This window comes from Parascardovia denticolens DSM 10105 = JCM 12538, assembly GCF_001042675.1.
In the GTDB taxonomy this organism is placed as follows: domain Bacteria; phylum Actinomycetota; class Actinomycetes; order Actinomycetales; family Bifidobacteriaceae; genus Scardovia; species Scardovia denticolens.
In genome coordinates this window covers 1,407,183-1,433,327 of record NZ_AP012333.1, presented here as the reverse complement: position 1 = coordinate 1,433,327, position 26,145 = coordinate 1,407,183, and the positions used below count along the sequence as shown (strand labels likewise).

Genomic DNA, 26,145 nt, shown 5'->3' with positions numbered 1-26,145 from the left:
TTTGCTCCTTCGATCGTGAAGATGATTGTAGTTTCAATGAAATCGAAACAGGGTCCGACAGGCGGCGTCAGAACAATGTTTCCTGATGGTTATTATCCCAACTGCTATCGTCAAAGCGGCGGATGGCCTCGTCAAGCTTGGCCACGGCCTGGTCCATATGCTGGCTGGCGGCCTCCAGTCGCTGGGCGGCCAGATTGAATTGGGCGGTGGCTTCATTGAGCTTGGCCACCAGCTCGGTGGTGACCGTTTGCGGACTGTCAGGGTAGAGGGGCTGGTCCTGGAATCCAAAAGATTTTGGCCGCCCGACAGGGGGTGCCGCTTGTGGGATAGCGGCTTGCTGTCTGCCGACCGGCTGTTCGGATGCACGAGCGGCGTCTTGCGGAGCGGCAGGTGCCAGGTCAGGAGTAACCGGGGATGCGGCGATCGGGTCAGCGGCCAGGAATCCTGTCTGCCGAGCGTCGAAAATCGGGTCGTCTTTCCGCGGAGCCTGTGTTGGATCGCTTGGCATAGTCATCTCGCGGCCATAGTCGGAATTGATCAAAGAAAGCCATCCTTCATAAGGCATGTAGCCGCTGATCTCGCCTGCCCGGCACTTTTCCGCGAAACCGCGAGCAAGATCGTCGACCTTTTCATTGTAGAAATCCCCGGCGTGTCCTTTGACCCAGGTGAAGGATACCTTTCCCGCCCGCGAGCGGATCTCACCATCAATGGCCTTGATCAGGTCCGAATTTTTGACCGGCTCCTTCTTGGAATTCTTCCATCCGTTCTTCTTCCAGCCATGGATCCACTTGGTGGAGCAGTTGATGGCGTATTGGGAATCGGTTTCGATGAGCAGGGGATAAGAGCCCCGGTGGGTGCGCAGCGCTTGGAGGACCGCGGAAAGCTCGCCGATCTGATTGGTCCCGTTGCTGGCCCCGCCGCAGTCGCAATCCTGTCCGGTGGACGCGATCGGTTTCCTCCCCGCGGGGACGTGCTCCGCCCATCCCCATCCCATGGCTCCGTTAGGGTTCGCCAAGGCGCTGCCGTCAGTGGATACGATGACCTGATTATTCATAGGGTCCATTGTAAACGGAGAGGGGGCAACAACGGCTTTTTGCTTCCCCATTCTTGTCTTTTGCTCTTCCTTTGCCTCGGATAAGCCCTATGCCTTTTCACTATTCCATGAGGTTGAATTCCAGACGCAGCCAAGGGGATAAAGATTCTTTTTAATAAGGAAAGATGAAAAATAAAATCGAGTTTTCAGGGTTTATTCGAAGAAATTTGATATATTGCAAATGATGTGATATATTTTATGTATTGTTTTTTAGGAGATACTGAAAATGGCAGTTAGCGCACATAGTGTCAAAAAGAATTCTACGCACGATGTCTTGGACTCCGAATTCTTTTCTCTTGTTGATATGCTTGGGCTAGGGAGCGCCGAAGATACTATGGATAGTGGGATAGTCGTAGAGAAAACGCGCCCTGTTCTTTCAATGGAATTTGATGTAATGGGTGGTAGTCGACCGCGGTATCAAATTTAAATTTACGCGCATGAGTACAACGTTCATTCCTCGTCATAAGTTGAACCAACCAATACCTAATGAGGTGTTTTCTATTACAAGAAGTTTTGAAACTCCTTATATAATTTTTGATTTTACTGGGATTCGTCACGCAGTACAGGAGTATCAACATTCGATATGTCTCTTAGGAAATGCAAAGTTGAATTTTGCTTTAAAAGCCTGCTATGAGCCGGACATTCTTCGGCTTCTGCGCGAGGAAAAGCTGGGCGTAGATGTTGCATCCTCTAACGAATTTAAGCTGGCTCAGAAAATTGGTTTTGATGAGATTTCGGCGACTGGCCCTAGCTTTACTCACCCGGACCAGGTTGATATCTGGCACAAGCGCACTCTATACTTGATTTTTCATCTTATGATCAGTTGATAAGGCTTACGTCGGGTACTCACGCGAATAAAAGTAAGGTTATTGGTCTTCGTGTTCGGGTGACGTTTCCGCATGAGATTGAAGATGAAGGAACATTCGGTAAAAATAGCCGCTTTGGTATTGACCCATTTAATGAACAGCTTCGAGAATATTTGAAATCGCAAAAATTAATTGTTAAACGCCTGCATTTTCACACGGGTCAACTTTCTCCCGAGCGGCTTCTATATGAATTTGAATACTGTAAAAGAATAATTGCTGAATATCCAACTATTACGACGATAGACTTTGGAGGTGGATTTTATACTTTTTTCGCACATCGCGATAGGGCAGAGAAGGTGTTCTCCTATATTAGGACTATAAACGAGATCAAGTATGCGAATAATCTGCAATTTCGATTTGAGCCGGGAGCAGGATTGATTGGACCGTTCGGCTATCTAGTCACGACTGTTGTCAGTCTTGAACATGGTAATCGTTACTTCGGAGATGACCTGATAGGGCTTGATTGCTCGGCTTGGAATATATGTCCGTGGGTTATTCCTAAGGTTTATCACTATCAAGAGGCTCGACGGGACACTGAATATCATCAAGCGATAGTTTGCGGGAATTCCTTATATGAGAATGATTTTTTTGGTAAAAGTCAAGAGAATCGAGTTCCAAGATTGCTTGTACCGGACGATTTACGAGTAGGGGATAAGATAATTATTACCAACGTTGGTGCGTATACGTACACAAATTTCAGGAATTTTAATCTTCTTGGAAGACCTGAAAAGTATGGCTATGATAGTGAAGAGGGCAAAGATATTCAACGAGTATTTGGGATGAAGGATAGTGACTAATGTCTCCTCAGGAATCGCTCATTTTCGAAATTAATAGATTGAATCGAATAGCTTCTCAGTGTATTCCAGACTGGTACAAGTGTAGCAGGAAGGAAGTTTTGATAGAGGAGCAGCCAAAGAATGAAGAGTCGGTTAGAAGATATGCTGGACAAGTAAAAACAGCTTTACGACGTACCGTTGCTGAGCGGCTTTGCGAGACGGATCTATCTCCCCAAAACGGTAAATGTTTTGAACTACCTTCGCATAACCGATTATCATATTCTTATGAAAGAAATATTGATGCGGCTGAATTTGAGAATCGTTACTCGCATCGAATACAAAAGCAAACCGGGAGGACTTGCCCCGTCGTCCTCTTTAACTGTGGAATGGCAGCAATTTCTGTTGTTCTTGAAGAAGTCTTTTCAATCCTTGGAAGCACAAAGCAACGAGAAGTGCGGATGTTGGCTTTATCCAGTTATTTTGAGAGTCGGCTACTTCTTGATAGATTAGGGAAGAATAACGGAATTCGAATAGTGAATTCATCGGCTTCAACTTTTGACTTAGATGAGATAGGTGAGCTGGATATTCTATTCCTAGAATCTGTAATTTATGACCTGTCATTATCGACAGAGTTTGCTAATCCGAGATTTTTATCAAATTTCCACAGTCCGCCCAAAATCGTCATCATAGATTCTACATTGACCCCCGAGGCATGGGGTATTAATGAGTTCTTGCGAAAAGCAAAAATCATCGGAGTTGACACCGTGATTGATTTACGTTCTGCTGTTAAATTGGATCAAGCAGGACTAGAGCTTATCAATCTTGGTGTTGCAGAGATATATCATCTTCAGGAATCGACGCTGTTTTACCGTTTCGAAGAACGACTTCGTGAGCGAAGAGGTATTACAGGTCGGAGCTTGAATCTATTCTCTTTGGCTTGCCTAGACTATCATTTCATTCTCAACCCAAAGTATCTGTATGAGCATGAAGCCCTAATAGCTGCAAATAACGCAAGGTTCGCTACGAATCTGTATCCAAAAATGAATAGTGGTATTTTCAAGAAATTACATTTTCCAGGAATTGAAATGGGTAAAATGGGAATTTGCCCATTTTCCATCATCGAGATGGACGAGTCTGCTACAATTGATGACTTATCATTAGTAGCCAGTGTAATTTCGTGGGAGGCTAAGCGCCGACATACCTCGTTAACATACGGCGGGAGTTTCGGTTTCATTTTTCCGCGCTTCGATATCATCATTTCGGATAAACGTGTTAATAGCGGGTTTATTAAAGTTTCGATGGGGTCTTGTTGGGGTGAATCAGGGGATCGGATTATGGAAATATTCCAAGAGTTGTCGGCATTCCGAACAATCGACGATTTGCGGAAACGATATTCCGGCATACCGTTGGCCAAGTTGACAATTTAGATCAATTTAAATCAATGCGGATGAAACTTAAGCCAAGGCAGACGAAAGGCGAGTATGTCATGGGGCGGATGGCTCAATTGATTCGTTTTATGAATGAGACCTATCGCGGTAAGAGGGGGCGGTTGGCGGCGCTGACTGGCATATTGCTTTTACGCTCCCTGTGCGAGGTCTCCTTCCCCCTATGGTCAGGTTTCATTATTGATTCCGCAATAAAGAAAGACGGGGAAGCCATCATGATTTATGGCTCGCTGTTCTTCATGGCAGTAGTAGGCCGCATAACTTTTTCCGTCATCTCCCATAATGTCAGCATACATTCTCAAATCGATCTTTCTTTACGTTCGAAGAAAAGAGTCATGGGGCTCCTTGTGTCTGGAGAAAAAATCAGTGCATCCGTTGGCGATTTGGAAGAGTTCGTGGAAAATGATATCGATGGAATCTCCAAAGGTTTTGAAGCAGTAGCGAATATCATTGCGAATCTTGCGATTTTTCTGATTGCCGGGATTTATCTTCTTTCCCAGGTCATCAGCATCGGTTTCGTGGTCATCATGTTGATTCCTTTATGCGCCTTATCTACGATTCCCCTTTTGAGGCAAATGGAACGCTTTTTGCAGGGGTACAGGGAAGAATCAGGCAGGTTGACTTCTTTCGCCTCGGATGCCGTTACCGAACAGCGCGCGATACGAGGCGTACATGGGAGGGATGATTTTATAAAACGCTATAGCCAACGTTCGAAAAGCTTACGGAATCAGGCGTTGCGAGTGGCTGCGATGCGGTCATTGCTTGATAGTATTCAAAACTCCATTCCCTCCTTGGCTTTGGCAGCATCATTGATAATCGGCATAGCCCTATGGCGGCGAGGCATGGTGACCATTCCACAGATCATTACATTTTATGGACTAAGCTCCTATCTTTTTGAACCGGTTTCCGGAATTATCGGTGGAATCCAGGTCATCATCCCGATGGTTGTGGGTTTACGCAGAGAAAGTCGAATACTCCATTCCGCTTCTGAGAATGGGTCGGAAGGTCAGGAAGAGCATCCCCTTCATCGGCAGACAGATAATGAAGAACGGGCTGAAGCCCAGGTCGGCCCCGGTTTGAGGAACTTGTTGAAAAAATCCGGATTTCATTCTGTGAGCGTCCAAGGGACGTCTGAGAGGGAATCACTTGCTTCCTCCCTCAAGGTTCTAAAAGACGAAGTTGATCCACTTATCATCGATCCTCGGATGAGCTTTGTTGCTGGCTCGGTCTCTCAGATACTTTGTGGACGGAATCATACGGAGCAAGAGCAGCTTCATGCTCTGAAAGCCGCCTGCCTTGACGAATTATTCGGCGAAACAGGTGATGTGAATCTTAAAATCACTCGGAATGGGAATAGCCTTTCCGAAGGGCAGCGCCAACGTCTCGTTATCGCGAAGGCATTGATAAATCGGCCCCAATCCCTTGTACTCCTTGACCCGACGCAAGCCTTGGATATCGCTACTGCCAGAGAGATGGTCGAAAGGATCATCTTGTTCCGGGCTAATCTTGCCACCACGATTATCGTGGAAGAGGGCTGGGATTTATCCGATACTTGGGATACAAGTCAAGTTGTGCTGAAAGATGGTGTGTTTGAGTTGAAGGAAATTTTGCCCGAAAATCCTCCCCTATCCGATATGAAGGGAATGCGTGAAAATGAATGAGATGAGACAAGCATTTGTCGCGTCTCCGAGGCTAACGCGAAGAGAATTCTTCCGGATTGCGCACAAATACCGTAGATATTTTTGGGGTCTGCTCTGTTCGTATTTGATCGCATCGTTATTTGCCGTCAGCATTTCAATTCTTTTCGGATGGCTTATTGACCTTTTGAATTCATCCGGTTCTCTCCAACGGATCGGCGTTGTAGTGGGCATGATTATAGGCGCGCTCTTCTTCCGTTTCCTCACGACATGGGTGGCTCAACGTGAGTCATGGATTTTTGGGGAGAATGTCTTCTCCGATTTGAGGGCTCATGTCGTGGAGCAGACTTTCAACGTTCCGCTTACCGTTTTGGAGCGGATAAAGCGTGGCGATGTTCTATCCCTCATTACCAATGATGTGGACGCTGTTGCGGATATCGTAAGAATAGGTATTCCTGAGGTATTGGTCGCAATCTTCTATCTGATTTTCATATCGGCGAGCTCGATTGTTCTTGATTGGCGACTAGGGCTGATTCTTTTATCCTGCTGGCCAATTATCTTTTTCGGGACGAATTGGTATGTATTTCATTCTGAAAAAGCGTATATAGGAGAGCTCGAAGCGCATGGGGAGTTTGACGATTTGATAGCGGATGCAGTCGATTCCCGTGAATCAATCCAGATTTTCCATGAGGAGGGAGCCATCCTCCAGAGATTGGGAAGCGCGGCAAAAAATGTCGCGAAAACAGAAGAGCGCACGCTTCAATTGCAGAATCTCTGGTTTCCTTTGGTGCAAGTGGGATACTATATGCCTATCGTACTTGTGACGTTTTTTGGCGGGTTGATGGCTATCAACGGGCAGATAAGGATCGGTACGGTCGTAGCGATCGCGATGAACGCTCAACTGATCATTAATCCTATGGATGATCTGGTGTATTGGATGGATCAATTCCAACTTTCTTGGGCCGCCTTGCGTCGGATCTTCGGTATACAAGGGAATGGGAATTCTCCAAGCTCTAGGAAGGACCGGAATGAACGAACGGGAAAATATCAGCGGAGCGAAAGCAACCCGATGGACCTTCATTCAATTTGTTTGGAGAGACTGAAGTTTCGCTATAGGTTCGGGAAAAACGTGATTGATGGACTATCGGCGCAGGTGAAGAGAAACAGTCATACCGCCCTCGTAGGCCTTTCCGGATCGGGCAAGACGAGCCTTGCCCTGATAATCAGCGGGCTTATAAATGAAGAAGATGAAATGGCGGGAAATGTTTGGCTCAGCGGACATCTTACTGCGCCAAAGCCTCAAGAGATCACCTACTTGGAACAGGTCAATGCGCCTTTTCATGACAGCTATCGGTTTTATCTCACGCTCGGGTGCCCCAAGAGGTCAGATGACGAAATCGACAGAGCCCTGAATCTGCTCGGTTTGCAAAGTCTGATCGGAGGAATCGACAATCCTATGGATTGCTGCGAAATCTCCCCGGCAACGGTTCAAAAGCTGGCTCTTGCTCGGCTTCTTCTGCAAAAAGCACGACTGTATATCATGGATGAGGCGTTTGCTATCTTTCCGAAAAAGGAAGGTGCCGATTTGCAGAAACTTGTGGAGGAAGAGCTTCCGGGGAGGACTATTCTCTCCATTGCGCATAGACAGTACACGATTGATGCTGCCGATGAAGTGTTACGGTTGGATTCAATTTTTCCTGACATCCAGGAATGATAGTGAAAGTTGATGATGGAATGGCCTTATACGTAGTTAACCGACAAATGTATTACGCAGGAGAATCTGGCAGTCCAGAATATGCCGTTATGCGTGACTTCGAAACAGGAGAAGATATCCATCTACCGATGAGTGTCTTTCATATTCTTGATGCTTTTGCTTTTCCTAGAGATGTGCAGTCGGTCATTCGGGAATATTCTTTGGACGGACAAGGAGCGCAGAGGCTGATTGGCTTTTTCCTCTCAAAGAATCTGATACACCTGTGGGAGCCGCATAATAGAGATTGGGGAAAATACAACCGAGGTGTGTTTAATTTTCCTTTCCAGACACTCGCGGACACTCTATATGATGAGGAAATCAGCGTTGCGGCGTTGGGAGTCGCCTATGATGCAGGGGTCTCGTATCAGGGTGGAAGTCGCTTTGCTCCGGAATCCATAAGACATGAATCTCGTAGCATCTTTCAGTATGATAAGAAAAATCAAGGAATGTGGGATCCCGCTACAAAGGAGATTGTCCTAGGCGGAGTAAAAGCGGTGGATTTAGGTGACCTTGGCAGTGAGGTGCAGACTCGAAATGGCGATGTTTTGATAGGGCTATCTGAAATGACCCATCAGTTATCTCAAAAGAGTATCATTCCGGCAATAATGGGTGGTGATCATTCAATCACTTATCCTGCGATATTGGGAATTTTAGAGTCTGGTATTAAGCAAATTGGTATAATTGATTTTGATGCACATAGTGATTTTCTTGAACCATTATCTAAGAATGATTGGCAAAGGAAGCTTCACCACGGGAATGTAATGGGCCTCATTGCAGGTCTGGATCAGGTCGAGAGTATAGTCCAAATCGGTGTCCGACAACTGATTATGATGCCAAGGGTGAATTGTAGAAAAATCATCAGTTATTCCCCTTTAGATATTGAAGAGAGCCAGACGCTAGATAGTCTGAAAGAATTAAGGAAAGATATACCGTGGTATCTATCCATTGATATAGATGTTCTTGATCCATCAGTGATGCCAGATACAGGAACCCCCTTGCCTGATGGGATTAGTCTTCGACAATTGAAGTGTCTTCTTAATATCATCAGTGATAATCGAAAGATAATTGGGTGTGATTTAGTGGAATTTATCGGTGGTAAAAGTCGAGTTGGAGGGCAAGTTGCAGCAGAAATTTTTCTTAGAGAAATTTCTGCTGCAACAAAAGCGTGAACCTCTGAATACCATTTTCCGCGGTCCCGCGCCTATCCCTCCGCTCCGGTGACCAGGCTGATGTAGTCAGCGTAGCCTTCGGCCTCCATGCGGGCGAGGGGGATGAAACGGAGGGAAGCGGAGTTCATGCAATAGCGGACTCCGTGGAATTCAGCCGGTCCATCCGTGAAGACATGCCCCAGGTGGATGCCTGAATCCTTGACCCGCACTTCGGTGCGCGGTCGCCCGGGGATTTGGTGATCGGGAATCTCCACCAGGTCGTCGGGATTGATTGGCTTGCCGAAGGCCGGCCAGCCGCAGCCGGAGTCATACTTGCTTGTGGAGGCGAACAAAGGCTTGCCGCTGACTATGTCCACGTAAATCCCAGGGTCGAATGTCTGGTCGTATTCGTTGGCGAAGGGCTGCTCAGTATCCGCTTCCTGGGTGACGGAGAATTGCAGGGGGCTGAGGGTATAGACGCGGTCGATGAATTTCTGCCGGGTGGCGACGTTCGCGATTTTGGCCGGGCTGATATGGCAATAGCCGCCCAGATTCTTTTCCAGATAATCCTGGTGATAGTCCTCGGCGGGGTAGAAATTCTTCAGCGCTTCCACTTCGACGACGGACGTGCATCCAAGATATTTCGCCACCTCTCCCATGACCTTGCGGAAAGCCTCTTCCTGTTGGCCGGCCCAAGGGCTCGCCGGGTCGAAATAAAGGCCGGTGCGGTATTGGCGACCTTGGTCGTTTCCTTGTCGATTGAGGGAGAAGGGGTCGATGACATCGAAATAGAGCCGGGTCACGGTGGTCAAGGCCACACGGGCCGGGTCGAAAACCACTTTAACCGTTTCCACCGCGTCGGTGGCCCCGGAACAGACCTCCTCATAGGAAGGGTCGGCCATCTGGGACTGGGCGTAACCGACCTCGGTGGCCAGGACCCCGTCGATCCGTCTCAGGTATTCCTGCATCCCCCAGAAACAGCCTCCAGCTATGTAGACGGTCTGCCGGCTTGTCTGGTCCTTGGTCTGATCGGTCATGATGCCCCTTTCTGTAGCTTCCCCCAGCATAGCGAAGCCGAAGGGATAAGGAAGGCCTCGTTGGGGGGAGTTTCCCGGCAAGCTTACCTTTGGACCCAAAAAGGGGAGGGGGCCTGCAGCGGCCGGTCCAAAACGCCTGCGGACGGCTGTATAAGCGCTTTGGCTAAGATGGAAGTGCTGAATCAGATCGGCTGGTCCGGTTGACACCGTAGCAGGGAGGTTCCATGGATTACGAGGAAGCCCGGGCAGGCAGCCAGGGGATGAATCAAACAGTGGGGCGGGAAGCGGACCAGGAAAGGCGCAGGGGAACGAGCCCCGAGAAGTCCCGGGACGATCTGGAGAAAAAGAACGAGCTTCTCAGCCAGGCCCTGATGAGGGCCAGCGACGAGCTCACCAAGATGAAGGCCTCCTTGGCCGGCATGAAGGAAGGGGAGTTGACCGAGGCCGTCTTCGTGAAGATCGAGTCCTCCCTTTTCGACGCCCGCAGCCGCAGGCAAGAGGCCCGGGTCCTGGTTTCCGTCGGTTCCCGCCGCCTGGTCGTCCCCGTGTCCGCCGACTTGGATGCGGCCCGTCTGGAGCCGGGGCAGAGGGTCTACCTCAATGACAGGAATCTTTTGGTCAAAGCGACCGGGGTGGCCACAGAAGGGCAGATCTACACCGTAAGGCAGTCCCTGCCCGGGTCCCGCCTGGTCGTGGCCGACAACGCCGGCAACAAGATGGTGGTCAGGAGGGCCCATACTTTATTGGACACCCAGCTGGACGCCGAAGACACGGTTTTGGTGGATCCAACATCACGTTTCGCCTTGGAAGCGGTCGAGCCGACCGATGGACAGGAACTGGTCTTGGAAGAGGTCCCCCGGGTCTCCTTCGCGGACATCGGCGGCCTGGAAAGGCAGGTGGAGGAGATCAAAGACGCGGTCGAGCTTCCCTTCCTCCACCGGGCGCTTTACGAGCGGTATGGGTTGAAGCCGCCCCAGGGGGTGCTCCTTTATGGACCTCCCGGCAACGGCAAGACCATGATCGCCAAGGCCATCGCCCATTCCCTGGCCCAGGGCTTCGCCGACGAGCACGAGCAGACGGACCCGAGCGCCCCCGGCATTCCCGGGGCCCGAGGGGTCTTCCTTTCGGTCAAAGGACCGGAGCTCCTGAGCAAATACGTGGGCGAGGCCGAAAGGATCATCCGGGAGGTCTTCGATAGGGCCCGGGAACGGGCGGCGTCCGGCGTGCCGGTCATCGTCTTCATCGACGAGATGGATTCCCTCTTGCGCACGCGCGGGTCCGGGGTCTCCTCCGATATGGAGACCACCATCGTCCCCCAGTTCCTGACCGAGCTGGACGGGATAGACGAGCTGAACAACGTCATCGTCATCGGGACCTCCAACCGGATCGACATCATCGACCCGGCCGTCCTACGCCCCGGCCGCTTGGATGTGAAGATCAAAGTGCCCCGGCCTGAATTGCCCCAAGCCAAATCCATCCTCTCCCGCTATCTGACGGCCGACCTGCCCCTGGAGAAGGGGTACAAGGCGGAGAACATGATCGCCCTCCTGGCCGACGAAGCCTACGCCCGCAGCGATTCCAAGCATGTCTGCGACATCATCAACACCCAGGGCATCGCTTCCCCCGTCTATTTCAGCGACCTGATTTCCGGGGCCATCCTGCGCAACATCGTGGACCGGGTGAAGACCAAGGCGGTCAAGGCTTCCCTGGCCTCGGAAGACAAGCGGGCGACCGTGGCCATCTCCCGGGAGATGATCATGGACGCGGTGGAAGAGGAATACGTGGAGACGGTGGATTCCGTCTCGCAGACCACAGTGGAGCAGTGGGCCCGGGTCAACGGGATCGCCGTGGGCGATATCCGCCGGATCGAGCCTTCGCCCCATGGGCGTCGCACCGGGTCTGACCGCCGGGCCCGCGTGGCCGACCTGGAGGAGGAACTCTGGTGACCGTGCGCCGGGTGATGGGGACGGAGACGGAGTACGGGATCGTCCCTGCCATGTCTTCCGCTTCAACCTCCTCTTCGGCTCCGGCCGCGGCCTTAGCCCCGGATTCGGTCCCGGACCCAGTCCTCCTCTCCCGACGGCTGGTGGAGGCCGCCGGCCGTTGTGGTTCCGGTTCCCTTCCCATCACCTGGGATTACGCCACGGAGCATCCGACCCAGGACGCCCGCGGTTTTCACGTCCCCCGGAGCCGGGCCCATCCCGGCCTGTTGACCGACGACCCCCGGCTGAACATCACCAACGTCATGGCCCCCAACGGAGGCCGCATCTACTTGGACCACGCCCATCCCGAATATTCGGCCCCGGAGACGACCAATCCCTTTCAGGCCCTGCTTTACGACAAGGCGGGCGACCGGCTCATGCAGGAGGCCGCCCAGGAGGCGGGCCTGATCCTTTACCGCAATAATTGCGACGGGAGGGGAGCGGCCTGGGGAGCGCATGAGAATTATCGGATCAAAAGGGCGGTCCCCTTCGAAGACCTGGCCCGGATCTTCCTCATCCATGCCGTCAGCAGGCAGATCTTCACCGGTTCCGGCCGCTGGGGTCTCGGCCAGGAGGTCGGTCCCGGCTCCCCAGCCGGTTTCCAGATCAGCCAACGGGCCGATTACTGTCAGGAGGAAGTCGGCCTGCAGACGACTTTCGACAGGCCCATCGTCAACAGCAGGGATGAGTCCCATGACCGGGATGATTTCCGGCGTTTCCATGTCATCGTCGGCGACGCCAATTGCATGGAATGCCCGGAAGTCCTCAAATTGGGGACCAGCAGCCTCCTGTTTTGGCTCCTTGAGGAAGAAGAGCCGGACCAGGTCCGCCTCCTTCTTGACTCCCTGATTCCGCCCGACCCTGTGGCCGCCTTGCGGCAGGTCTCCCGGGACCTCACCCTACGCCGGCCGATCCGCCTGAAATCGGGGGAGGACTTGACCGCTTGGCAGATGCAGGTGAGGTTGCGGTCGGCGGTCTGTCGTTGCGGCGCCCGCCTGTATGGGGCGGATTCGACCGGCTTGCCCCTGTGGCCGGATCAGGAGACCAGGCAGGTGGTGGATTTGTGGGGGCAGGTCTTGCGGGACCTGGCCTTGGTCGCACGGACGGCCGATGACGGCCAGCGGCTCTCTTCCGCCTTGGACGGACCGGCCGGGCGCTTGGAATGGTTCGCCAAATGGCGCTTGTTGGAATCCTTGCGCAGACGGTGGAAGGCCTCTTGGTCGGATCGCCGTCTGCGGGCCGCGGACCTGCAGTGGGCCCAGTTGGGGCCGGAGTCCTTGCGTTTCCGGGCCATGCCGCAAGCCTGGTCCTGGACCACGCCGGAGCAGGTCATCCAAGCCTCCAATCAGCCCCCGGCCGGGACCCGGGCGGTCCTGCGCGCCATCCTGATCAAAAACCATCCGCATAACCTGGCCTCCCTCTCGTGGGAGTCGGCCACTTTGGTCGATTCTCAAGGACGGGCTCATCATCTGCGCCTCCCCGACCCCCTCCTTCCTGAGGGCGGAACCGGGCATGACCTGGAGGAGAAGATCAGGTCCTTGATCGGCTGAGTTCACCCAGCGGTCATCCCAGCGTTTCTCACCCCTGAATCGTCTCCGAGCATAGGTAAGATACCTGAAAACGGGACCATAGTCCATTCCCTGCATTGTCGGTGGGATATAGGTGGACTTCCAATCAGCATTTTCGTATGGACCATCGCTAGGGGCCATTCGTACGGACGACGTATCAAAAGGAGCGGCCATGGAGCTGCGTGAGATCGCCAAGAATCTCTATGAAGCGGTCGTGGAGGCGGGCGAGCATGCCTTGCAGGTGCAGATTTCGCCTCGTACTTGGAATTCCAAGGAGTCTTTGGACGTGGATTCCCGCGGGGTCGACAGCGCCTTGGTCACATCCGCCGTCGACGACAACGTCCTCAGGTTCCTGCATGCCCAGATCGAGTCCATCGCCCCCTTCGACGGCTATTGGGAGGAGGTCGGTTCCGATCGCCATCCCGGAGGCCGCTACTGGTCCGTGGGCAAGGTGGATGGGGCCGTCAATTTCACCCGGAACCTGGCTGAGTGGACTTTGACCGTTTCCTTGTTCGAGCTCAACGAAACGGGTCAGGCTTACCCCATCCTGGGCATCGTGCACGCCCCGGCTTTGCAGACCACGTATTTGGCCGCCCGCAAACAGGGGGCCATCCGGATCCGCCCTTCCAAAGTCGGCCTCAAGCGGGAGCCGGTCGTCCCTTCCATGACCCAGCACCTGCGCGGTTCCGTGGTCTCCTTCGGCATGTCCTACTTCCCGGAGGAGTCCAAACAGGCCATCGCCACCGTCGCTTCCATGGCCGGGCTGCCGGCCGATATCAAGCGAATGGGGCCCACCTCCCTGGACCTGTGCAAGGTGGCCGATGGTACCTATGACGCCTATTTCGAGCCTTCTTTGCACAATTGGGACATCCCGGCCGTCTCCGCCGGCAGCATCGTGGTCTGGGAGTCCGGGGCCAGCCTGAGGCAGTGGGATGGGTCCGAAATCGATTGGTATCAGAAGAACAACATTTTGGCTACGAACGGGCTGCTGACCGATGAATTGCAGGCTTATCTGGCCTTGTGACCGAAGCGACGGCCAGATTCGGCGGCTAGGTCCGACGGGTGATTGGTCGGCCTGACGGCTGGTTGGTCTGACGAGTAGCCGGCCAGGTGGGCCGTGAATAGGAGGTTACGATGAACGAACATCGAAGGATCGTCTCGCAGGCTTCGCAAGCCGAGGCCTCAGCCAGCGCGAAGAAGGACCAGGATGAAGACCTCAAGCCGGTGGATAGCGCGGCCAAGGAAGAGGTGGACCAGTTGGACCAGGCCATGGGTGCCGTTTTGGATGACATCCAGTCCGTCCTCGAAGAGAACGCGGAGGAATACGTCAACCGTTTCGTTCAGAAGGGCGGCCAGTGAGCCATGCCCCTCTTCCGTCGGATCATGGGTCTGGAGACCGAGTACGGGCTTAGCTTGACCGGTCTGGCCGGTCTGACCGGGCAGGTGGCGGATGCGGCTTGCGAAAGGCCGGACCCCAGCGCGGAGAGTCTGGCGGCCTTGCTCTTCCGGCCGGTCCAAAGGCGGTACCGGGCGGCGAACACCTTCCTGCCCAATGGGTCGCGGATCTACCTGGACGTGGGGGCCCATCCCGAATACGCCACGGCCGAGGCCATCCGCCCCCGTGACCTGCTCGTGGCGGACCTGGCCGGGGAATCCCTCATGAAAGATCTCTGCCATCAGGCGCAGGCCGAAGTGGAAAGGTCCTACGGCCCTCAATCCATCTTCCATCTTTTCAAAAACAATGTGGACAGCCAAGGCAACGCCTTCGGCTGTCATGAAAACTACCTGATCCATCGGGGCCTGGGCCTGCTGCTTTTGAAGGAAACCCTGATCCCTTTCCTGGTCACCCGGCAGATCTTCACCGGCACCGGTCACATGGATCAGAACGGTTTCCAGCTTTCCGCCCGGGCCGATTTCCTGGATGAGGCGGTTTCCTCGGCCACCACCCATTCCCGGCCCATGATCAACACCAGGGACGAGACCCACGCCGATTCCCGCCTCTACCGGCGTCTGCATGTGATCGCCGGCGAATCCAACCGTTCCCAGACCGCCACCTGGATGAAGGCGGCCATCACCCACCTGGTCCTATGCCTGATCGAGGAGGCTTGGGAAGAGGACGAAGAGGGGGAGGGGAAAGGCGACCGTCGATTGGACGACCTCCGCCGGTCCTTCGCCTTGGCGGACCCTGCCGCGGCCATGAGGGAGATCAGTCACAGCCTTGGCCAGACCCCGATTCTTCTGGAGGATGGGCGGCGTCTGACAGCCGCGCGGATCCAAGGCCTTTACTGGGACCGGATCTGCTCGATGGCGGACAGGCATCAGGAGGAGATCGAAAGGGTGGAGCCCGCCTATCGCCGTCTGCTGGACCTGTGGAAAGAGACCATCGACCGTTTCCTGAGCATGGAGGAGGATCCCGGTTCCCAAGCCTGGCTCAAACTGGTTCCCTGGGTCGATTGGGCCGCCAAAAGGCTGCTGTTGGAGAAGGTCGCCGGTCGGCCGGTCCAAGATTTCCCGCAAGGGTCCCGTCCCGGCCTCCTCCGCCTGATCCAGATGGACCAGGCCTATCATGACCTGGCCCAGGACCTGGTCTACCGGTCTTTGCTGGACCGGGGAGTGGTCCGCAGACAGGCCCAGGACGACCAGGTCGCCTTCTTCCGCGACCATGCCCCCCAGTCCACCCGGGCGCGGATGAGGGCGGCCCTCATCCGCCTGGCCCAGGACCATAACCTGACCTGGTCCTGCGATTGGACCCATTGCACCATCCTGTCCCCTTTGTCTTCCTGCCCCGATCTGACGGTCGACCTGCTTGACCCCTTCAGGGATCAAGACGAAGCCGCCTTGGAAACGGCCAGATCCACGGTGGACGGCTGGGCCGGGCAGGTGGAGGCCGATTCGGCCGCGGATCTTTTCCCCATGCTTTAGACGTGAGGATTCGGGCTTGAGGCGAGGATTCAGGCGTGAGGATCGAGGCGGCCCAGGCCCTCTTCCAGCCGTAAAACTATTGTGCCCAATGCGCCCTTGGCCCAAATGATCGGCGGGAAAAGGGATAAAGTGGGGAATCCCGTGGGATTTATGGTATTTTCGTGCCGTACTCTGACTCTTTCGAGGGGAAATGATGACTGACGTTGTAATCGTAAGCGCCGCCCGCACGCCTATCGGGGCCTTGGGGGGCTCGCTGAAAGACGTGACGGCGGTGGAACTGGGGACCGTCGCCGCCAAGGCCGCCATCGCCCGGTCGGGTCTGGACGCGGCCGAGATCGACCAGGCCATTATCGGCAATGTCCTCCAAGCCAACAACGGGCAGAACGTGGCCCGGCAAATCGCCTTGCGATCCGGGCTTGTCACCTCCAGCACGGCCATGACCGTCAACGAGGTCTGCGGCTCGGGTCTCAAGGCCGTCCGCTTGGGGCAGGCCGCCATCATCTTGGGGGACGCCGACATCGTCCTGGTCGGAGGGACCGAAAGCATGTCCGGAGCCCCTTACTACGCCCCCCGCATGCGGTTCGGCCATAAGTACGGGAGCGTGGAATTCGTGGACGGCATCTTCCGGGACGGCCTGTCCGACGCCTTCACCGGCCAGCCCATGGGGATGACGGCCGAGAACGTGGCCCGCACGTTCGGCATCACCCGGCATCAGCAGGACGAATTCGCCCTCAACTCCCATGTCAAGGCCGTGGCGGCCCAGAAATCAGGGAATTTCGACGACGAAATAGCCCCCGTCACCATCCGCACCCGCAAGGGGGACATCCTGATCGACGAGGATGACGGACCCCGGGCCGACACCAATCTGGACAAGCTGCGTCGCCTGCGGACCGTCTTCGTGCCCGACGGGGTGGATGCGGCCGACATCGCTTCTTCCAGCATCCCCGATAACCGGGGGAAGGTCATGGGGGTCGACCGTGTCGATCCCGACGATCCTTTCGGCGGCCATATAGGGGAGTCGGTCGGAGACACCACCCAGATTTTGGGAACGGTGACCGCGGGGAACGCCTCCGGCATCAACGACGGGGCCGCGGCCCTGATCCTCATGTGCAAAGACCTGGCCCAGGAGCGGGGGATCGATTACCTGGCCGAGATCTCCGGCTACGCCGAAGGCGGCATCAACCCCGATTTCATGGGATACGCCCCCAAGCGGGTCATCGAAAAGCTCTTGGACCGCACCGGCACCCAGCTCGACCAGATCGACCTCTTCGAAATCAATGAAGCCTTCGCTTCGCAGAGCATCGCCGTCTCCCGACAGCTGGGGATCCCCGAAGGCAAGCTCAACGTAAACGGCGGGGCCATCGCCCTCGGCCATCCGCTTGGCGCTTCCGGAGCCCGGATCCTGGTGACTTTGCTTTACGCCATGCGCGCTCGCGGGAAGAGGTCCGGGGTGGCCGCCCTGTGCGTAGGCGGAGGGATCGGGGTGGCCATGCAAGTGGCCATGGATGAAGGCGTTTTCGCATGAAGTTCCATCAGATGGATCCTGAGCGGCGGCGGGAGACCTTGGTCTCGGAAGGGGTCTTGACGCCTGAGCAAGCGGAAGAGCTGGGCCGGACTGGTGGCCTGGACCCGGATGTGGCCCGGAACCTGATTGAGAACGTGATCGGCCAGTATTCCCTGCCCCTGGGGGTGGCCCGGAACCTGACCGTCAATAGCAAGACCTACCAGGTGCCTATGGTCACTGAGGAGCCGTCCGTGGTGGCCGCCGCTTCCAACGGGGCCCGCATCGCCAACCTCAACGGAGGGGTCGCCGCCAGTCCGGCCCAGCGACTGGTCACCGGCGAGGTCGTTTTCTGCGCTGACTCCGGCCCGCAGGCCGAGGAAGTCAAGACCATCCTGGAATCGCATCGGGAGGATGTCTTTTCTCTGGCCGCCGCCGCCCATCCTTCCATCGTCTCTTATGGGGGAGGCCTGACCGACCTGTGGGTGGACCTGATTCCCGCTCAGGGGCCTTTGGGGTCTTCGGCGCCTTTGAAGCCTTTGGGGCCTTCGAGATTAAGCGGCTTCTCCGGCTATTTCGTCAAACTGTCTTTGCTGGTCAACCCTTGCGACGCCATGGGGGCCAACATCGTCAATACCATTTCCGAAGCGGTGGCGAACGCCGCTGAAGCCTGGACGGGCCGGCCCCGGCTGGTGGCGATTTTGACCAACAATTCCCCCCTGGCCGCCGCGGTGACGGCTCACGTGGAGTTGGCTCCGGAAACGTTCGCCACGAAAACCATGGCTGGCCAGAAGATCGCCGGTCGTATAGCCCTCTTATCCGATTTGGCCCAATCCGACCCGGATCGGGCGGTCACCCATAACAAGGGCATCATGAACGGGATCTCCGCCGCCGTCCTGGCCACCGGCAACGACACCCGAGCGGTGGAAGCCGGAGCCCACGCCTTCGCCGCCAGGACCGGGACTTATCTGCCCCTGAGCCAGTGGAGTCTGAACGGCCAAGGGAAACTGTGCGGGCAACTGACCCTTCCCCTGCAAGTAGGTCTGGTGGGCGGGGCGACCAGCTCTCTGCCCCTGGCCGGCCTGGCTAAGAAAATGCTGGCTTGCCAGTCGACCGATGAATTCCAGTGCCTTCTGGCCGCCTTGGGCCTGGTGCAGAATCTGGCCGCCTTGCGGGCTCTGGCCGGACCGGGAATCCAGGAAGGGCATATGGCCTTGCAGGCCCGGTCTTTGGCCATGGCCGCCGGAGCCCAAGGGGAAGAGATCGAACAAGTGTCCGACCTTTTGCAGAAGGATGATAAATCCCTGGCTCGAGCCAAGGTTTTGCTGGCCGGAATCAGGGACCAGAGGGATCAGAGAGAGCGTGGGGAGCGTAAGAACCAGAACGAGTATAAGGATCAGAGAGAGGACAAGGAGCAAGCATGACTGACATGACTAAGAATGTGACCGAAAATCCCATCGCGGCCAACGCCGAAGTCGGCATCGATTCCCTGGCCCTCTACACCCCCGCTTTTTACATAGACCTGGTGGAGCTGGCCCGGAAGAGGGGAGTGGACCCGGATAAGTTCACCAACGGTATCGGGCAAGACCAGCAGGCTGTGGCTCCTTCCAACCAGGATATAGTCACCATGGGGGCCGCCGCCGCCCTCAAAGCCCTTTATTTTTCCGGAGAGACCGAAGCCGCGGGTTTCCATGACGTGGGCCTGCTCATCGTGGGGACGGAATCCGGGGTGGACGCCAGCAAGGCCTCGGCCCTTTTCGTCCATGACCTGATTGGCCTGACGCCCTGGTGCCGCTGCCTGGAGATCAAAGAGGCCTGCTTTGGTGGGACCGCCGCCCTCCTGACCGCTTACGATTATGTGAAAGCCCATCCGGATAAGAAGGCCCTGGTCATCGCCGCCGATATAGCCCGATATGGGCTTGATACACCCGGTGAGGTGACCCAGGGGGCGGGGGCCATGGCCATGGTGGTCTCCCGGGACCCGCGACTGATGGTTCTGGAACCGCATAGCACGGCCTACTCGGCCAGCATCGGCGACTTCTGGCGACCGGTTTACACAGACATGGCCCTGGCCCGGGGCAAGTATTCGACCGAGCAATACGTGGATTTCTTCGGCAAGGTCTGGAAGCGTTATGGGCAGGAGACCGGCAGGACTTTGGCCGATTTCGCCGCCCTCTGCTTCCATCTGCCTTACACCAAGATGGGGATGAAGGCCTTCAAGCCGGTTTTGGATGCCTGGGAGCTTCTGGATGAAGGCTCTTCTGGCTCTTTGCGCAAGGAGCCGACTGACCGGCTGCGGGATCGCTACCGGCTGAGTACCGTGTATTCCCGGCGGGTGGGCAACATCTACTCCGGATCCTTGTATCTGGGCCTGCTCTCTCTTCTGGATAACGACCCCAGTCTGCAGGAGGGGGATCGGATCGGCCTCTTTTCTTACGGGTCCGGTGCTGTCGGCGAATTCTTCTCCGGGATCTTGCGCCCGGGTTTCCGTCAGGTTCTCCATAGCGACCATACCCGGGCCATGCTGGACAAGCGGTTCAAGCTCGCCATCGATTCCTACGAGCGGGTCTTCCAAGACGTGGTCCCTTATGGGCCGGAGGATTTCACCACGACCCGGCAGCTACTTGACAAGACCAATCCCTTCATCTTGGACCGGGTGGAAGGTCAGGAGCGGATTTACCGGCGGTTGGGGGATTCTCCCCGCTGGTGATTCGCCGGGCAGTTGAGCATAGGGACATATGAAAAGGCCCGGTTGGGAGTTAATCGCTCCTGGCCGGGCCTTGTGATGTTTTCCGGGATTTCTGATGTTTCCAGGAAATCCTGAGGGTTTAGAGGATTCCCTGAGCGACCATGGCGTCGGCCACCTTGGTGAAGCCGGCGATGTTGGCCCCCATCATCAGGTCGCCTTCATGGCCGTATTCCTTGGCGGCGGCCAGGGAATTATCGACGATGGTCTTCATGATGCCCTTGAGCCGGTCATCCACTTCCTCCCGGGTCCAGGACAGACGCAGGGAGTTCTGGCTCATCTCCAGGCCGGAGACGGCCACGCCGCCGGCGTTCGCGGCCTTGGCCGGGCCGTAGAGGACGTGGTTGGCCTTGTAGACTTCAATGGCTTCCGGAGTGGAAGGCATGTTGGCGCCTTCGCAGACTACAGTGCAGCCGTTGACAACCAGGGTCTTGGCGGATTCTTCGTCGATTTCGTTCTGAGTGGCGCAAGGCAGGGCGATATCGCATTTGACGGTCCAGACGCCGGAGCAGCCTTCGTGGTATTCGGAGCCAGGGACGCGGTCGGCGTATTCCTTGATGCGGCCGCGATGGGCGAGCTTGATGTCCTTGACCACGTCCAGCTGGATGCCGTTGGGATCATATATGTAACCGTTGGAATCGGAGGCGGTGACCACGGTCGCGCCCAGCTGCTGAGCCTTTTCGATGGCGAAGATGGCCACGTTGCCGGAACCGGAGATGGCCACGGTCTTGCCTTGGAAGGAATCCTGGCGCAAGGACTGGAGGGCGTTCTGCACGTAGTAGCACAGACCGTAACCGGTGGCTTCGGTCCGGATGAGGGAGCCGCCGAATTCCAGGCCCTTACCGGTCAGGACGCCCGAATGTTCATTGCGCAGACGCTTGTACTGGCCGAAGAGGTAGCCGATTTCGCGGCCGCCCACGTTGATATCACCGGCGGGCACATCGGTGAACTGGCCGATGTGACGGTTGAGTTCGGTCATGAAGGCCTGGCAGAAGCGCATGACTTCGGCGTCGGACTTGCCCTTGGGGTCGAAGTCGGAACCGCCCTTGGCCCCGCCCATGGGCAGGCCGGTCAGGGAGTTCTTGAGGATCTGTTCGAAGCCCAGGAATTTGACCACGGATTCAGTCACGGTGGGGTGGAAGCGCAGGCCGCCCTTGTAAGGGCCGATGGCGGAGTTGAACTGGATACGGTAGCCGCGGTTGACCTGGACCTTGCCCTGGTCATCCACCCAGGCCACGCGGAACTTGATGGCCCTTTCCGGCTCGACCATGCGTTCCAGGACGCCGTTGGCCTCGTATTCGGGATGGGCTTCGACCACTGGTTCCAGGGTCTCGAAGACTTCGCGGACGGCCTGGAGGAATTCCTTCTGGTCGCCGTCGCGCTGGACGACCTGATCGTAAACGCGCTGGACGTAGGCGTTGGAAAAAGCCATATCGTTTCCTTTACTCGCTGTCATTTTCTATGATTCTGCTCTTGATTTGATTTTCCTCGGTTCGTCCGCCTGCGGACGGCCGCTTCGGTCGGCGTAAGCGAAAGGCGAAACCGGCTTCCAGTCTATCCCAATGTCTGAATACTAAGACGATTTGTCTCACATTTTAAATTTCTGTGAATAGTCTTTGATTCTGACGGACTGGTTTCCTACTCTGCCGGGCTGGCTTCCGCTTCGGCCAGGTTGGAGAATCCGGACATGCGGACGGTCCAGCCGACCGTTTGCTGGGTGAGATTGATCCCCTCCTCTTTCGCATGGGAGACGAAGGCCTGGTAAAGGTCCAGGGTGCGCTGGGAATAGGTTCCCAGCTCCCCACGCAGATAAGTCTCGAAACTGGTGCTGTCCGGCCGGTCTTCCGCGCTGGTCAATCTTCGCATCCGGGACCCCAGTCGGGGATGGTCCTGCGTGAAAGCGCGGGCCCACTCGACTTGGGTCCGGATGATTCCCTCTTGCTGGTCCAGCCGCCGTTGGCTAAGGACCGGCAGGAAGGCCCGCAGGTGAGCCAGATAGTAATCCCGGTCGGTCGACTCCATCATCCGGGCGTATTTCTCGGTCAAAAGATTGCGGCCTTCGCGGTCGGCCTGATCCAGGTCCCGGGAATAGCTCAGGAGAAGGGGAGCGGTCCAGGTGAGGAATTGGCTCAGCCGCATCTGGTGGAAGGTAGGCCAATCCCCTTGGCATAAGGCCCGGCCCCCTTCGTTATCCACCTTCTGGAATTGGTCCCATTCATGCCTGACCACTTTTCCCGCCAGGTCCAGGAACTCCCTGTCCGTCAATTCCGGTTCCCCGTCGCTGTTGTGCCCGGTCATCATCTTTCCTTTCGGTTTCCGTTTTCCGGCCGCTTCGACTTCGCCTGATTTTTGCTTTGTCTTTTGTCCCGTTCAACGGTTCTTGGCCGTTTCGCCTTGTTTCAGATGTTCATATGCTGCGCAGGAAGGAATGCCGGGGGGAGATATGCCTTTCGATGAAAGGCCGCTGCCATTCCAGGAATTCCTCCGGGCTGGTCGTCAGGCTTTGGTTTTTCAGCTCCGCGACGATCAAGTGGCAGACTTGGTCAATGAGCTCCGTCGTCTCCGCCTGCGGCCCGTTGGCCAGGATCTCCTCCACCAAAGGGCAGACTTGGCTCAGGCGGGTGGCCGGCCGGGCGGAAAGTTGGCGCAGGGCGGCGAAGCGCCACTTATAGTATGGCGCGTAACCCACGATCAGAGGATTATTGATCAGGAAGACCAAGGAGGAGACGGCGTCGGCGAATTCGGCCAGGCAGAGGGTGGCGGCAGACCGGTCTTTCCGAGCCAGCATGCGGGGGAAGTTGTACTGACCCGCCTGGCTGATCATCCCCAGCCTGCGGGAGATCAGACAGAAGCGGATGTCATCCGGCATGTCTTTGAAAGCCTGCCGGCGGGAGGAGAAGGCGCCGAGAGGGTCGGCGAACACCCGTCCGTTCGTCGCGGCCGCCAGAGTGTCTTCACGCAGGTTGAGCCAGAGGATGAGTTCGTCTTCGCTTGGGGGAGCGGCCAGGCCGGTCAGGGATTCGAAGAAGGAGTCGATGGAAAAGACCCCGGCCCTTTTCCTCTCCCCTTGGGAGCGGACGGTTTTGGCCTTCATGTGGTAGCCCAGGAATTCCGAGGGCAAGGAATCGTAGTCGGCCTGCAGGGCGTCGCCGATGCTTTGGTAGTCCTCCTCGGTCAGCCAGAGGCAGAAGCGGGGGCCGAAGTCGTGGTCCTGGGAGAAACGGTCGTCGAAGCCGTAGCATTCGGACCCGTGGCCGACCAATCCCGCCGCAATCCGGCCGGTGTAAGCCGGGTATTTTTCGGCGATCAGGGGTTTCCCATAGGCTTCCCAGTATTTGCGGGCCAAGGCCAGTCCTTTGATCCGGGTCTGGGGAGTGTCCGAAGTCGTGGCTGGGGATGCGGACGGCGGATCCATTCGGGTTTTAGCCGGGGAGGCTGCGGCCGATTCGTCCGCCGATTCGTTCCTTGTCCCGTTCATCGTCCTGCCCGATGCTTTGTCTTTTGTCCCGCTTGCCTTCCCGCCTGCCGCTGCCTGGCGGGCCACCTGGGCGTTCGCCGCCGTTGTGCGGTAATAATCGGTGTCGGTCCCATAGGTCTCGGAAATCGAGGCCAGGGCCTGATCGTAATAGGAGACCGCCTCAGTCGGACGTCCGTTGAGCAAGAGGGCTTGGGCGTATCCGGCCAGGGCCGAGGCGTAATGGGCGGAGTTGGTCAGGTCCAGCGAAGGGTCATGGTGGTAGATATCCAAGGCTTTTTTGGCTTCTTCCAAGGCCTGCGGCAGGGCGGCGGGGTCTTCTTCCGCGGGCGTTTGCAGAAGGAGGAGGGCGATGTTGGTATGGGTGGTGGCGAGGTCGATGTCGTTCTCGGGGTCCGTGCTGGCCTGGGTCATCAGGTCCAAGGCCGTTTTCAGCTCGCTCAAGGCGGTTTTCAGGTCTCCGGTTTCGGAGTAGAGCATGGAAAGATTGTTATGCAAGGCCGCCTTGTCCCTTGGAGAGGCGTTCGGCAGGTCCTGACTGGCGCGCAGGGCTTGCTGATACAAGGCCAGGGCCTGGTCGTAATAGCCGGCCGCCCGCATGGCGGTGGCCGCGTTGATGAGCACGGTCATCCATTCCTCGCTGCCTTCCAGCCCCATCCGCAGGGCCAACTCCAGGGAAGCCTGGGCCAGCCGGGTGTTGTCCTCATGCCTGCCTTGGGACCGGTAGAAGCCCATGAGCTCGTTGACGATGGTCAGCTGGGCGGCGTCATCCCCGGCTTCCGCGGCGGTCTCCAGGGCGTCGAGCATGTAAGGCTCGGCCTCGCTCGCCCCGGTATGGCGACTGTAGATGGCGTCCAGATCGGTCAGGAAGGTTTCGGTGTTTATGGGGGAATCATCATCGGTGATGTCGGTCATGCTTCCATCTTATGGGGAAGAAGCGAAATCTCAGCTCTGAGGAATCCCTGTTCAGGGGAGGGGGCGATGGCGAAAGGGGAGAAGGCGAAAGAGGAAACATGCTATGGGTCGAAATGAGAGATAGGCCACATTTCCTCTAGAAAAAGCGGTAGATATGACACGCTTGCCTTGACCTTCCCCCTAAATATAGGGATATCCCAGAAAGGGGCATCCTCCTCTTCCAAACCGGAAAAGGGCAAGTCCATCCTCCATCCCCAAGCCGATTCGCGGGATGGAAACCGGTCTTTCACGACCATCGTCATAGGGAAACGAAGGTCATTCCACCCCACCTCTTCCCCCTAAATAACCTTCCGGATCCACGACTTCGGAGGGCTGGACGAGAGGGGGCCCGACTGCTAGGCTTGCCTAGCGAGCAAGTTTCACCGGTGTCATTCGCCACCGGTCGGAACCGGGAAGACCGGCAAACCTTGACCGTAAAACGCGATAATTTCAAAGACCATGCAGACCGCATGCAAAGGGGTGAGTCGAATTTTGTTGACTTGTGCTGGAGTCATCTCCGCTGGAAAAAGTACGCTGACGCAAATCCTGTCCGATGAACTGGGGACCAAGGCCTTCTTCGAGCCTGTAGAAGACAATCCCGTTCTTCCTCTCTTCTACCACGGCAACAAGCTGGTGGAAGAAGGCAAGGCGGAAACCAATCCTTACGCCTTCCTGCTCCAGGTCTACTTCCTCAACCGTCGCTTCGCCATGATCAAGAAGGCCATGCAGGAAGACAACAACATCCTGGACCGGTCCATCTACGAGGATTCCATCTTCATGAAGATGAACACCGATCAGGGCCACGCCACCGAGGAAGAGTGGAACATCTACAAGTCCCTGCTGGACAACATGCTGGAAGAGCTGCCTTACGCGGCCAAAAAGAAGTCCCCCGACCTCATGATTTTCGTGGACGTGAACCTGGAAACCATGCTCTACCGGGTCAAGAAGAGGGGCCGTCCTTTTGAACAGGTGGATGAGGATCCCTCTCTCAAGGAGTACTACAGCACTTTGATCGACTATTACGCCGATTGGAAGGACAACTACAAGTCTTCCGCTTTGGTGACCATAGACGGCAACCATTTCGACTTCGCCGAGAACAAGGACCATCGCAACCAGGTCTTGGACAAGATCGAATCCGCCATGGTGGAAGTGGGCACCCTCAGCCAGTCCGATTTCGACCGACTGCGCAGCAAGCGCTACGAAGGGGTCCAGGCTTTCTAGCCAGCCGCCGCACTTCGCTCG

20 protein-coding genes are annotated in these 26,145 nt (G+C 56.3%); 15 read left to right on the top strand and 5 right to left on the bottom strand.

What is annotated here, in order from left to right; genetic code table 11:
- Window positions 1-67 precede the first annotated feature (67 nt).
- A complete protein-coding gene (locus tag PSDT_RS05950; protein ID WP_048349429.1) occupies window positions 68-1,054 on the bottom strand; it encodes a ribonuclease H family protein in 987 nt (328 codons plus the stop codon).
- A 476-nt stretch (window positions 1,055-1,530) separates the two neighbouring features.
- Here PSDT_RS05950 and PSDT_RS05945 point away from each other — a divergent pair, with 476 nt between their 5' ends.
- From PSDT_RS05945 to PSDT_RS05920, 6 genes are all read left to right on the top strand, one after another.
- A complete protein-coding gene (locus PSDT_RS05945; protein ID WP_006290219.1) occupies window positions 1,531-1,920 on the top strand; it encodes a diaminopimelate decarboxylase in 390 nt (129 codons plus the stop codon).
- A gap of 59 nt (window positions 1,921-1,979) precedes the next feature.
- A complete protein-coding gene (locus PSDT_RS05940) occupies window positions 1,980-2,756 on the top strand; it encodes a type III PLP-dependent enzyme domain-containing protein (RefSeq protein ID WP_006290220.1) in 777 nt (258 codons plus the stop codon).
- Between the two features lie 98 nt (window positions 2,757-2,854).
- Complete coding sequence (locus tag PSDT_RS05935; protein ID WP_223293544.1) at window positions 2,855-4,162, top strand: PLP-dependent aminotransferase family protein; 1,308 nt, start codon at window positions 2,855-2,857, stop codon at window positions 4,160-4,162.
- Window positions 4,163-4,230: 68 nt separating this feature from the next.
- Entirely contained in the window at window positions 4,231-5,841 is a 1,611-nt protein-coding gene (locus PSDT_RS05930) for an ABC transporter transmembrane domain-containing protein (protein WP_169309812.1), read from the top strand.
- Window positions 5,834-7,531 carry an ABC transporter transmembrane domain-containing protein gene (locus tag PSDT_RS05925; protein ID WP_006290222.1) on the top strand — a complete coding sequence of 566 codons (1,698 nt, stop codon included), beginning with the start codon at window positions 5,834-5,836 and terminating at the stop codon, window positions 7,529-7,531. The genes PSDT_RS05930 and PSDT_RS05925 overlap by 8 nt, the downstream gene beginning before the upstream one ends.
- Window positions 7,532-7,533: 2 nt before the next feature.
- Window positions 7,534-8,739, top strand: coding sequence for an arginase family protein (locus tag PSDT_RS05920; protein WP_036737381.1), 1,206 nt, complete (start codon window positions 7,534-7,536; stop codon window positions 8,737-8,739).
- Window positions 8,740-8,771: 32 nt separating this feature from the next.
- Here the strand turns inward: PSDT_RS05920 and msrB are convergent, their stop codons facing one another.
- Window positions 8,772-9,755 carry a peptide-methionine (R)-S-oxide reductase MsrB gene (msrB, locus tag PSDT_RS05915; protein WP_036737382.1) on the bottom strand — a complete coding sequence of 328 codons (984 nt, stop codon included), beginning with the start codon at window positions 9,753-9,755 and terminating at the stop codon, window positions 8,772-8,774.
- 224 nt (window positions 9,756-9,979) lie between these two features.
- Between msrB and arc the strand changes: the two genes are divergently transcribed.
- From arc to PSDT_RS05875, 8 genes are all read left to right on the top strand, one after another.
- Window positions 9,980-11,701 carry a proteasome ATPase gene (gene arc, locus PSDT_RS05910; RefSeq protein ID WP_006290226.1) on the top strand — a complete coding sequence of 574 codons (1,722 nt, stop codon included), beginning with the start codon at window positions 9,980-9,982 and terminating at the stop codon, window positions 11,699-11,701.
- Complete coding sequence (locus PSDT_RS05905) at window positions 11,698-13,287, top strand: proteasome accessory factor PafA2 family protein (RefSeq protein ID WP_006288852.1); 1,590 nt, start codon at window positions 11,698-11,700, stop codon at window positions 13,285-13,287. Before arc ends, PSDT_RS05905 begins: the two co-directional genes overlap by 4 nt.
- 190 nt (window positions 13,288-13,477) lie before the next feature.
- Complete coding sequence (locus PSDT_RS05900) at window positions 13,478-14,329, top strand: inositol monophosphatase family protein (RefSeq protein ID WP_006288853.1); 852 nt, start codon at window positions 13,478-13,480, stop codon at window positions 14,327-14,329.
- Between the two features lie 110 nt (window positions 14,330-14,439).
- Window positions 14,440-14,664 (top strand): ubiquitin-like protein Pup, encoded by a 225-nt coding sequence (locus PSDT_RS05895; protein ID WP_006288854.1) that lies wholly within the window; start codon window positions 14,440-14,442, stop codon window positions 14,662-14,664.
- 3 nt (window positions 14,665-14,667) lie between these two features.
- Entirely contained in the window at window positions 14,668-16,227 is a 1,560-nt protein-coding gene (locus PSDT_RS05890) for a proteasome accessory factor PafA2 family protein (RefSeq protein ID WP_006288855.1), read from the top strand.
- Between the two features lie 193 nt (window positions 16,228-16,420).
- Complete coding sequence (locus tag PSDT_RS05885; protein WP_036737534.1) at window positions 16,421-17,752, top strand: acetyl-CoA C-acetyltransferase; 1,332 nt, start codon at window positions 16,421-16,423, stop codon at window positions 17,750-17,752.
- Window positions 17,749-19,152, top strand: a complete 1,404-nt coding sequence (locus PSDT_RS05880; RefSeq protein WP_006288857.1) for a hydroxymethylglutaryl-CoA reductase — start codon at window positions 17,749-17,751, stop codon at window positions 19,150-19,152. The genes PSDT_RS05885 and PSDT_RS05880 overlap by 4 nt, the downstream gene beginning before the upstream one ends.
- A complete protein-coding gene (locus PSDT_RS05875) occupies window positions 19,149-20,438 on the top strand; it encodes a hydroxymethylglutaryl-CoA synthase (RefSeq protein ID WP_006290228.1) in 1,290 nt (429 codons plus the stop codon). Before PSDT_RS05880 ends, PSDT_RS05875 begins: the two co-directional genes overlap by 4 nt.
- Window positions 20,439-20,556: 118 nt before the next feature.
- Here PSDT_RS05875 and gdhA read toward each other — a convergent pair whose 3' ends face one another.
- The 3 genes from gdhA to PSDT_RS05860 all read right to left on the bottom strand — a co-directional run bounded on the left by gdhA (window position 20,557) and on the right by PSDT_RS05860 (window position 24,864).
- Complete coding sequence (gene gdhA, locus PSDT_RS05870; RefSeq protein WP_006291946.1) at window positions 20,557-21,906, bottom strand: NADP-specific glutamate dehydrogenase; 1,350 nt, start codon at window positions 21,904-21,906, stop codon at window positions 20,557-20,559.
- A 206-nt stretch (window positions 21,907-22,112) separates the two neighbouring features.
- Window positions 22,113-22,775 carry a DUF4125 family protein gene (locus PSDT_RS05865; protein ID WP_006288860.1) on the bottom strand — a complete coding sequence of 221 codons (663 nt, stop codon included), beginning with the start codon at window positions 22,773-22,775 and terminating at the stop codon, window positions 22,113-22,115.
- Between the two features lie 106 nt (window positions 22,776-22,881).
- Window positions 22,882-24,864 carry a DUF4037 domain-containing protein gene (locus tag PSDT_RS05860; RefSeq protein WP_006288861.1) on the bottom strand — a complete coding sequence of 661 codons (1,983 nt, stop codon included), beginning with the start codon at window positions 24,862-24,864 and terminating at the stop codon, window positions 22,882-22,884.
- Window positions 24,865-25,395: 531 nt separating this feature from the next.
- On the opposite strand from PSDT_RS05860, the gene PSDT_RS05850 reads away from it, so the two are divergent.
- Window positions 25,396-26,124 (top strand): deoxynucleoside kinase, encoded by a 729-nt coding sequence (locus PSDT_RS05850; RefSeq protein ID WP_006288862.1) that lies wholly within the window; start codon window positions 25,396-25,398, stop codon window positions 26,122-26,124.
- The last annotated feature ends 21 nt before the right edge of the window (window positions 26,125-26,145 follow it).

What these genes read in the sequence shown, in the direction of transcription:
- PSDT_RS05880 (WP_006288857.1), top strand. Translation starts at nt 17,749, where the DNA reads ATGAAGTTCCATCAGATGGATCCTGAGCGGCGGCGGGAGACCTTGGTC.
- PSDT_RS05895 (WP_006288854.1), top strand. Translation starts at nt 14,440, where the DNA reads ATGAACGAACATCGAAGGATCGTCTCGCAGGCTTCGCAAGCCGAGGCC.
- PSDT_RS05950 (WP_048349429.1), bottom strand. Translation starts at nt 1,054, where the DNA reads ATGAATAATCAGGTCATCGTATCCACTGACGGCAGCGCCTTGGCGAAC.
- PSDT_RS05875 (WP_006290228.1), top strand. Translation starts at nt 19,149, where the DNA reads ATGACTGACATGACTAAGAATGTGACCGAAAATCCCATCGCGGCCAAC.
- PSDT_RS05885 (WP_036737534.1), top strand. Translation starts at nt 16,421, where the DNA reads ATGACTGACGTTGTAATCGTAAGCGCCGCCCGCACGCCTATCGGGGCC.
- PSDT_RS05900 (WP_006288853.1), top strand. Translation starts at nt 13,478, where the DNA reads ATGGAGCTGCGTGAGATCGCCAAGAATCTCTATGAAGCGGTCGTGGAG.
- gdhA (WP_006291946.1), bottom strand. Translation starts at nt 21,906, where the DNA reads ATGGCTTTTTCCAACGCCTACGTCCAGCGCGTTTACGATCAGGTCGTC.
- PSDT_RS05860 (WP_006288861.1), bottom strand. Translation starts at nt 24,864, where the DNA reads ATGACCGACATCACCGATGATGATTCCCCCATAAACACCGAAACCTTC.
- PSDT_RS05865 (WP_006288860.1), bottom strand. Translation starts at nt 22,775, where the DNA reads ATGATGACCGGGCACAACAGCGACGGGGAACCGGAATTGACGGACAGG.
- arc (WP_006290226.1), top strand. Translation starts at nt 9,980, where the DNA reads ATGGATTACGAGGAAGCCCGGGCAGGCAGCCAGGGGATGAATCAAACA.
- PSDT_RS05945 (WP_006290219.1), top strand. Translation starts at nt 1,531, where the DNA reads ATGAGTACAACGTTCATTCCTCGTCATAAGTTGAACCAACCAATACCT.
- PSDT_RS05925 (WP_006290222.1), top strand. Translation starts at nt 5,834, where the DNA reads ATGAATGAGATGAGACAAGCATTTGTCGCGTCTCCGAGGCTAACGCGA.
- PSDT_RS05930 (WP_169309812.1), top strand. Translation starts at nt 4,231, where the DNA reads ATGGCTCAATTGATTCGTTTTATGAATGAGACCTATCGCGGTAAGAGG.
- msrB (WP_036737382.1), bottom strand. Translation starts at nt 9,755, where the DNA reads ATGACCGATCAGACCAAGGACCAGACAAGCCGGCAGACCGTCTACATA.
- PSDT_RS05890 (WP_006288855.1), top strand. Translation starts at nt 14,668, where the DNA reads ATGCCCCTCTTCCGTCGGATCATGGGTCTGGAGACCGAGTACGGGCTT.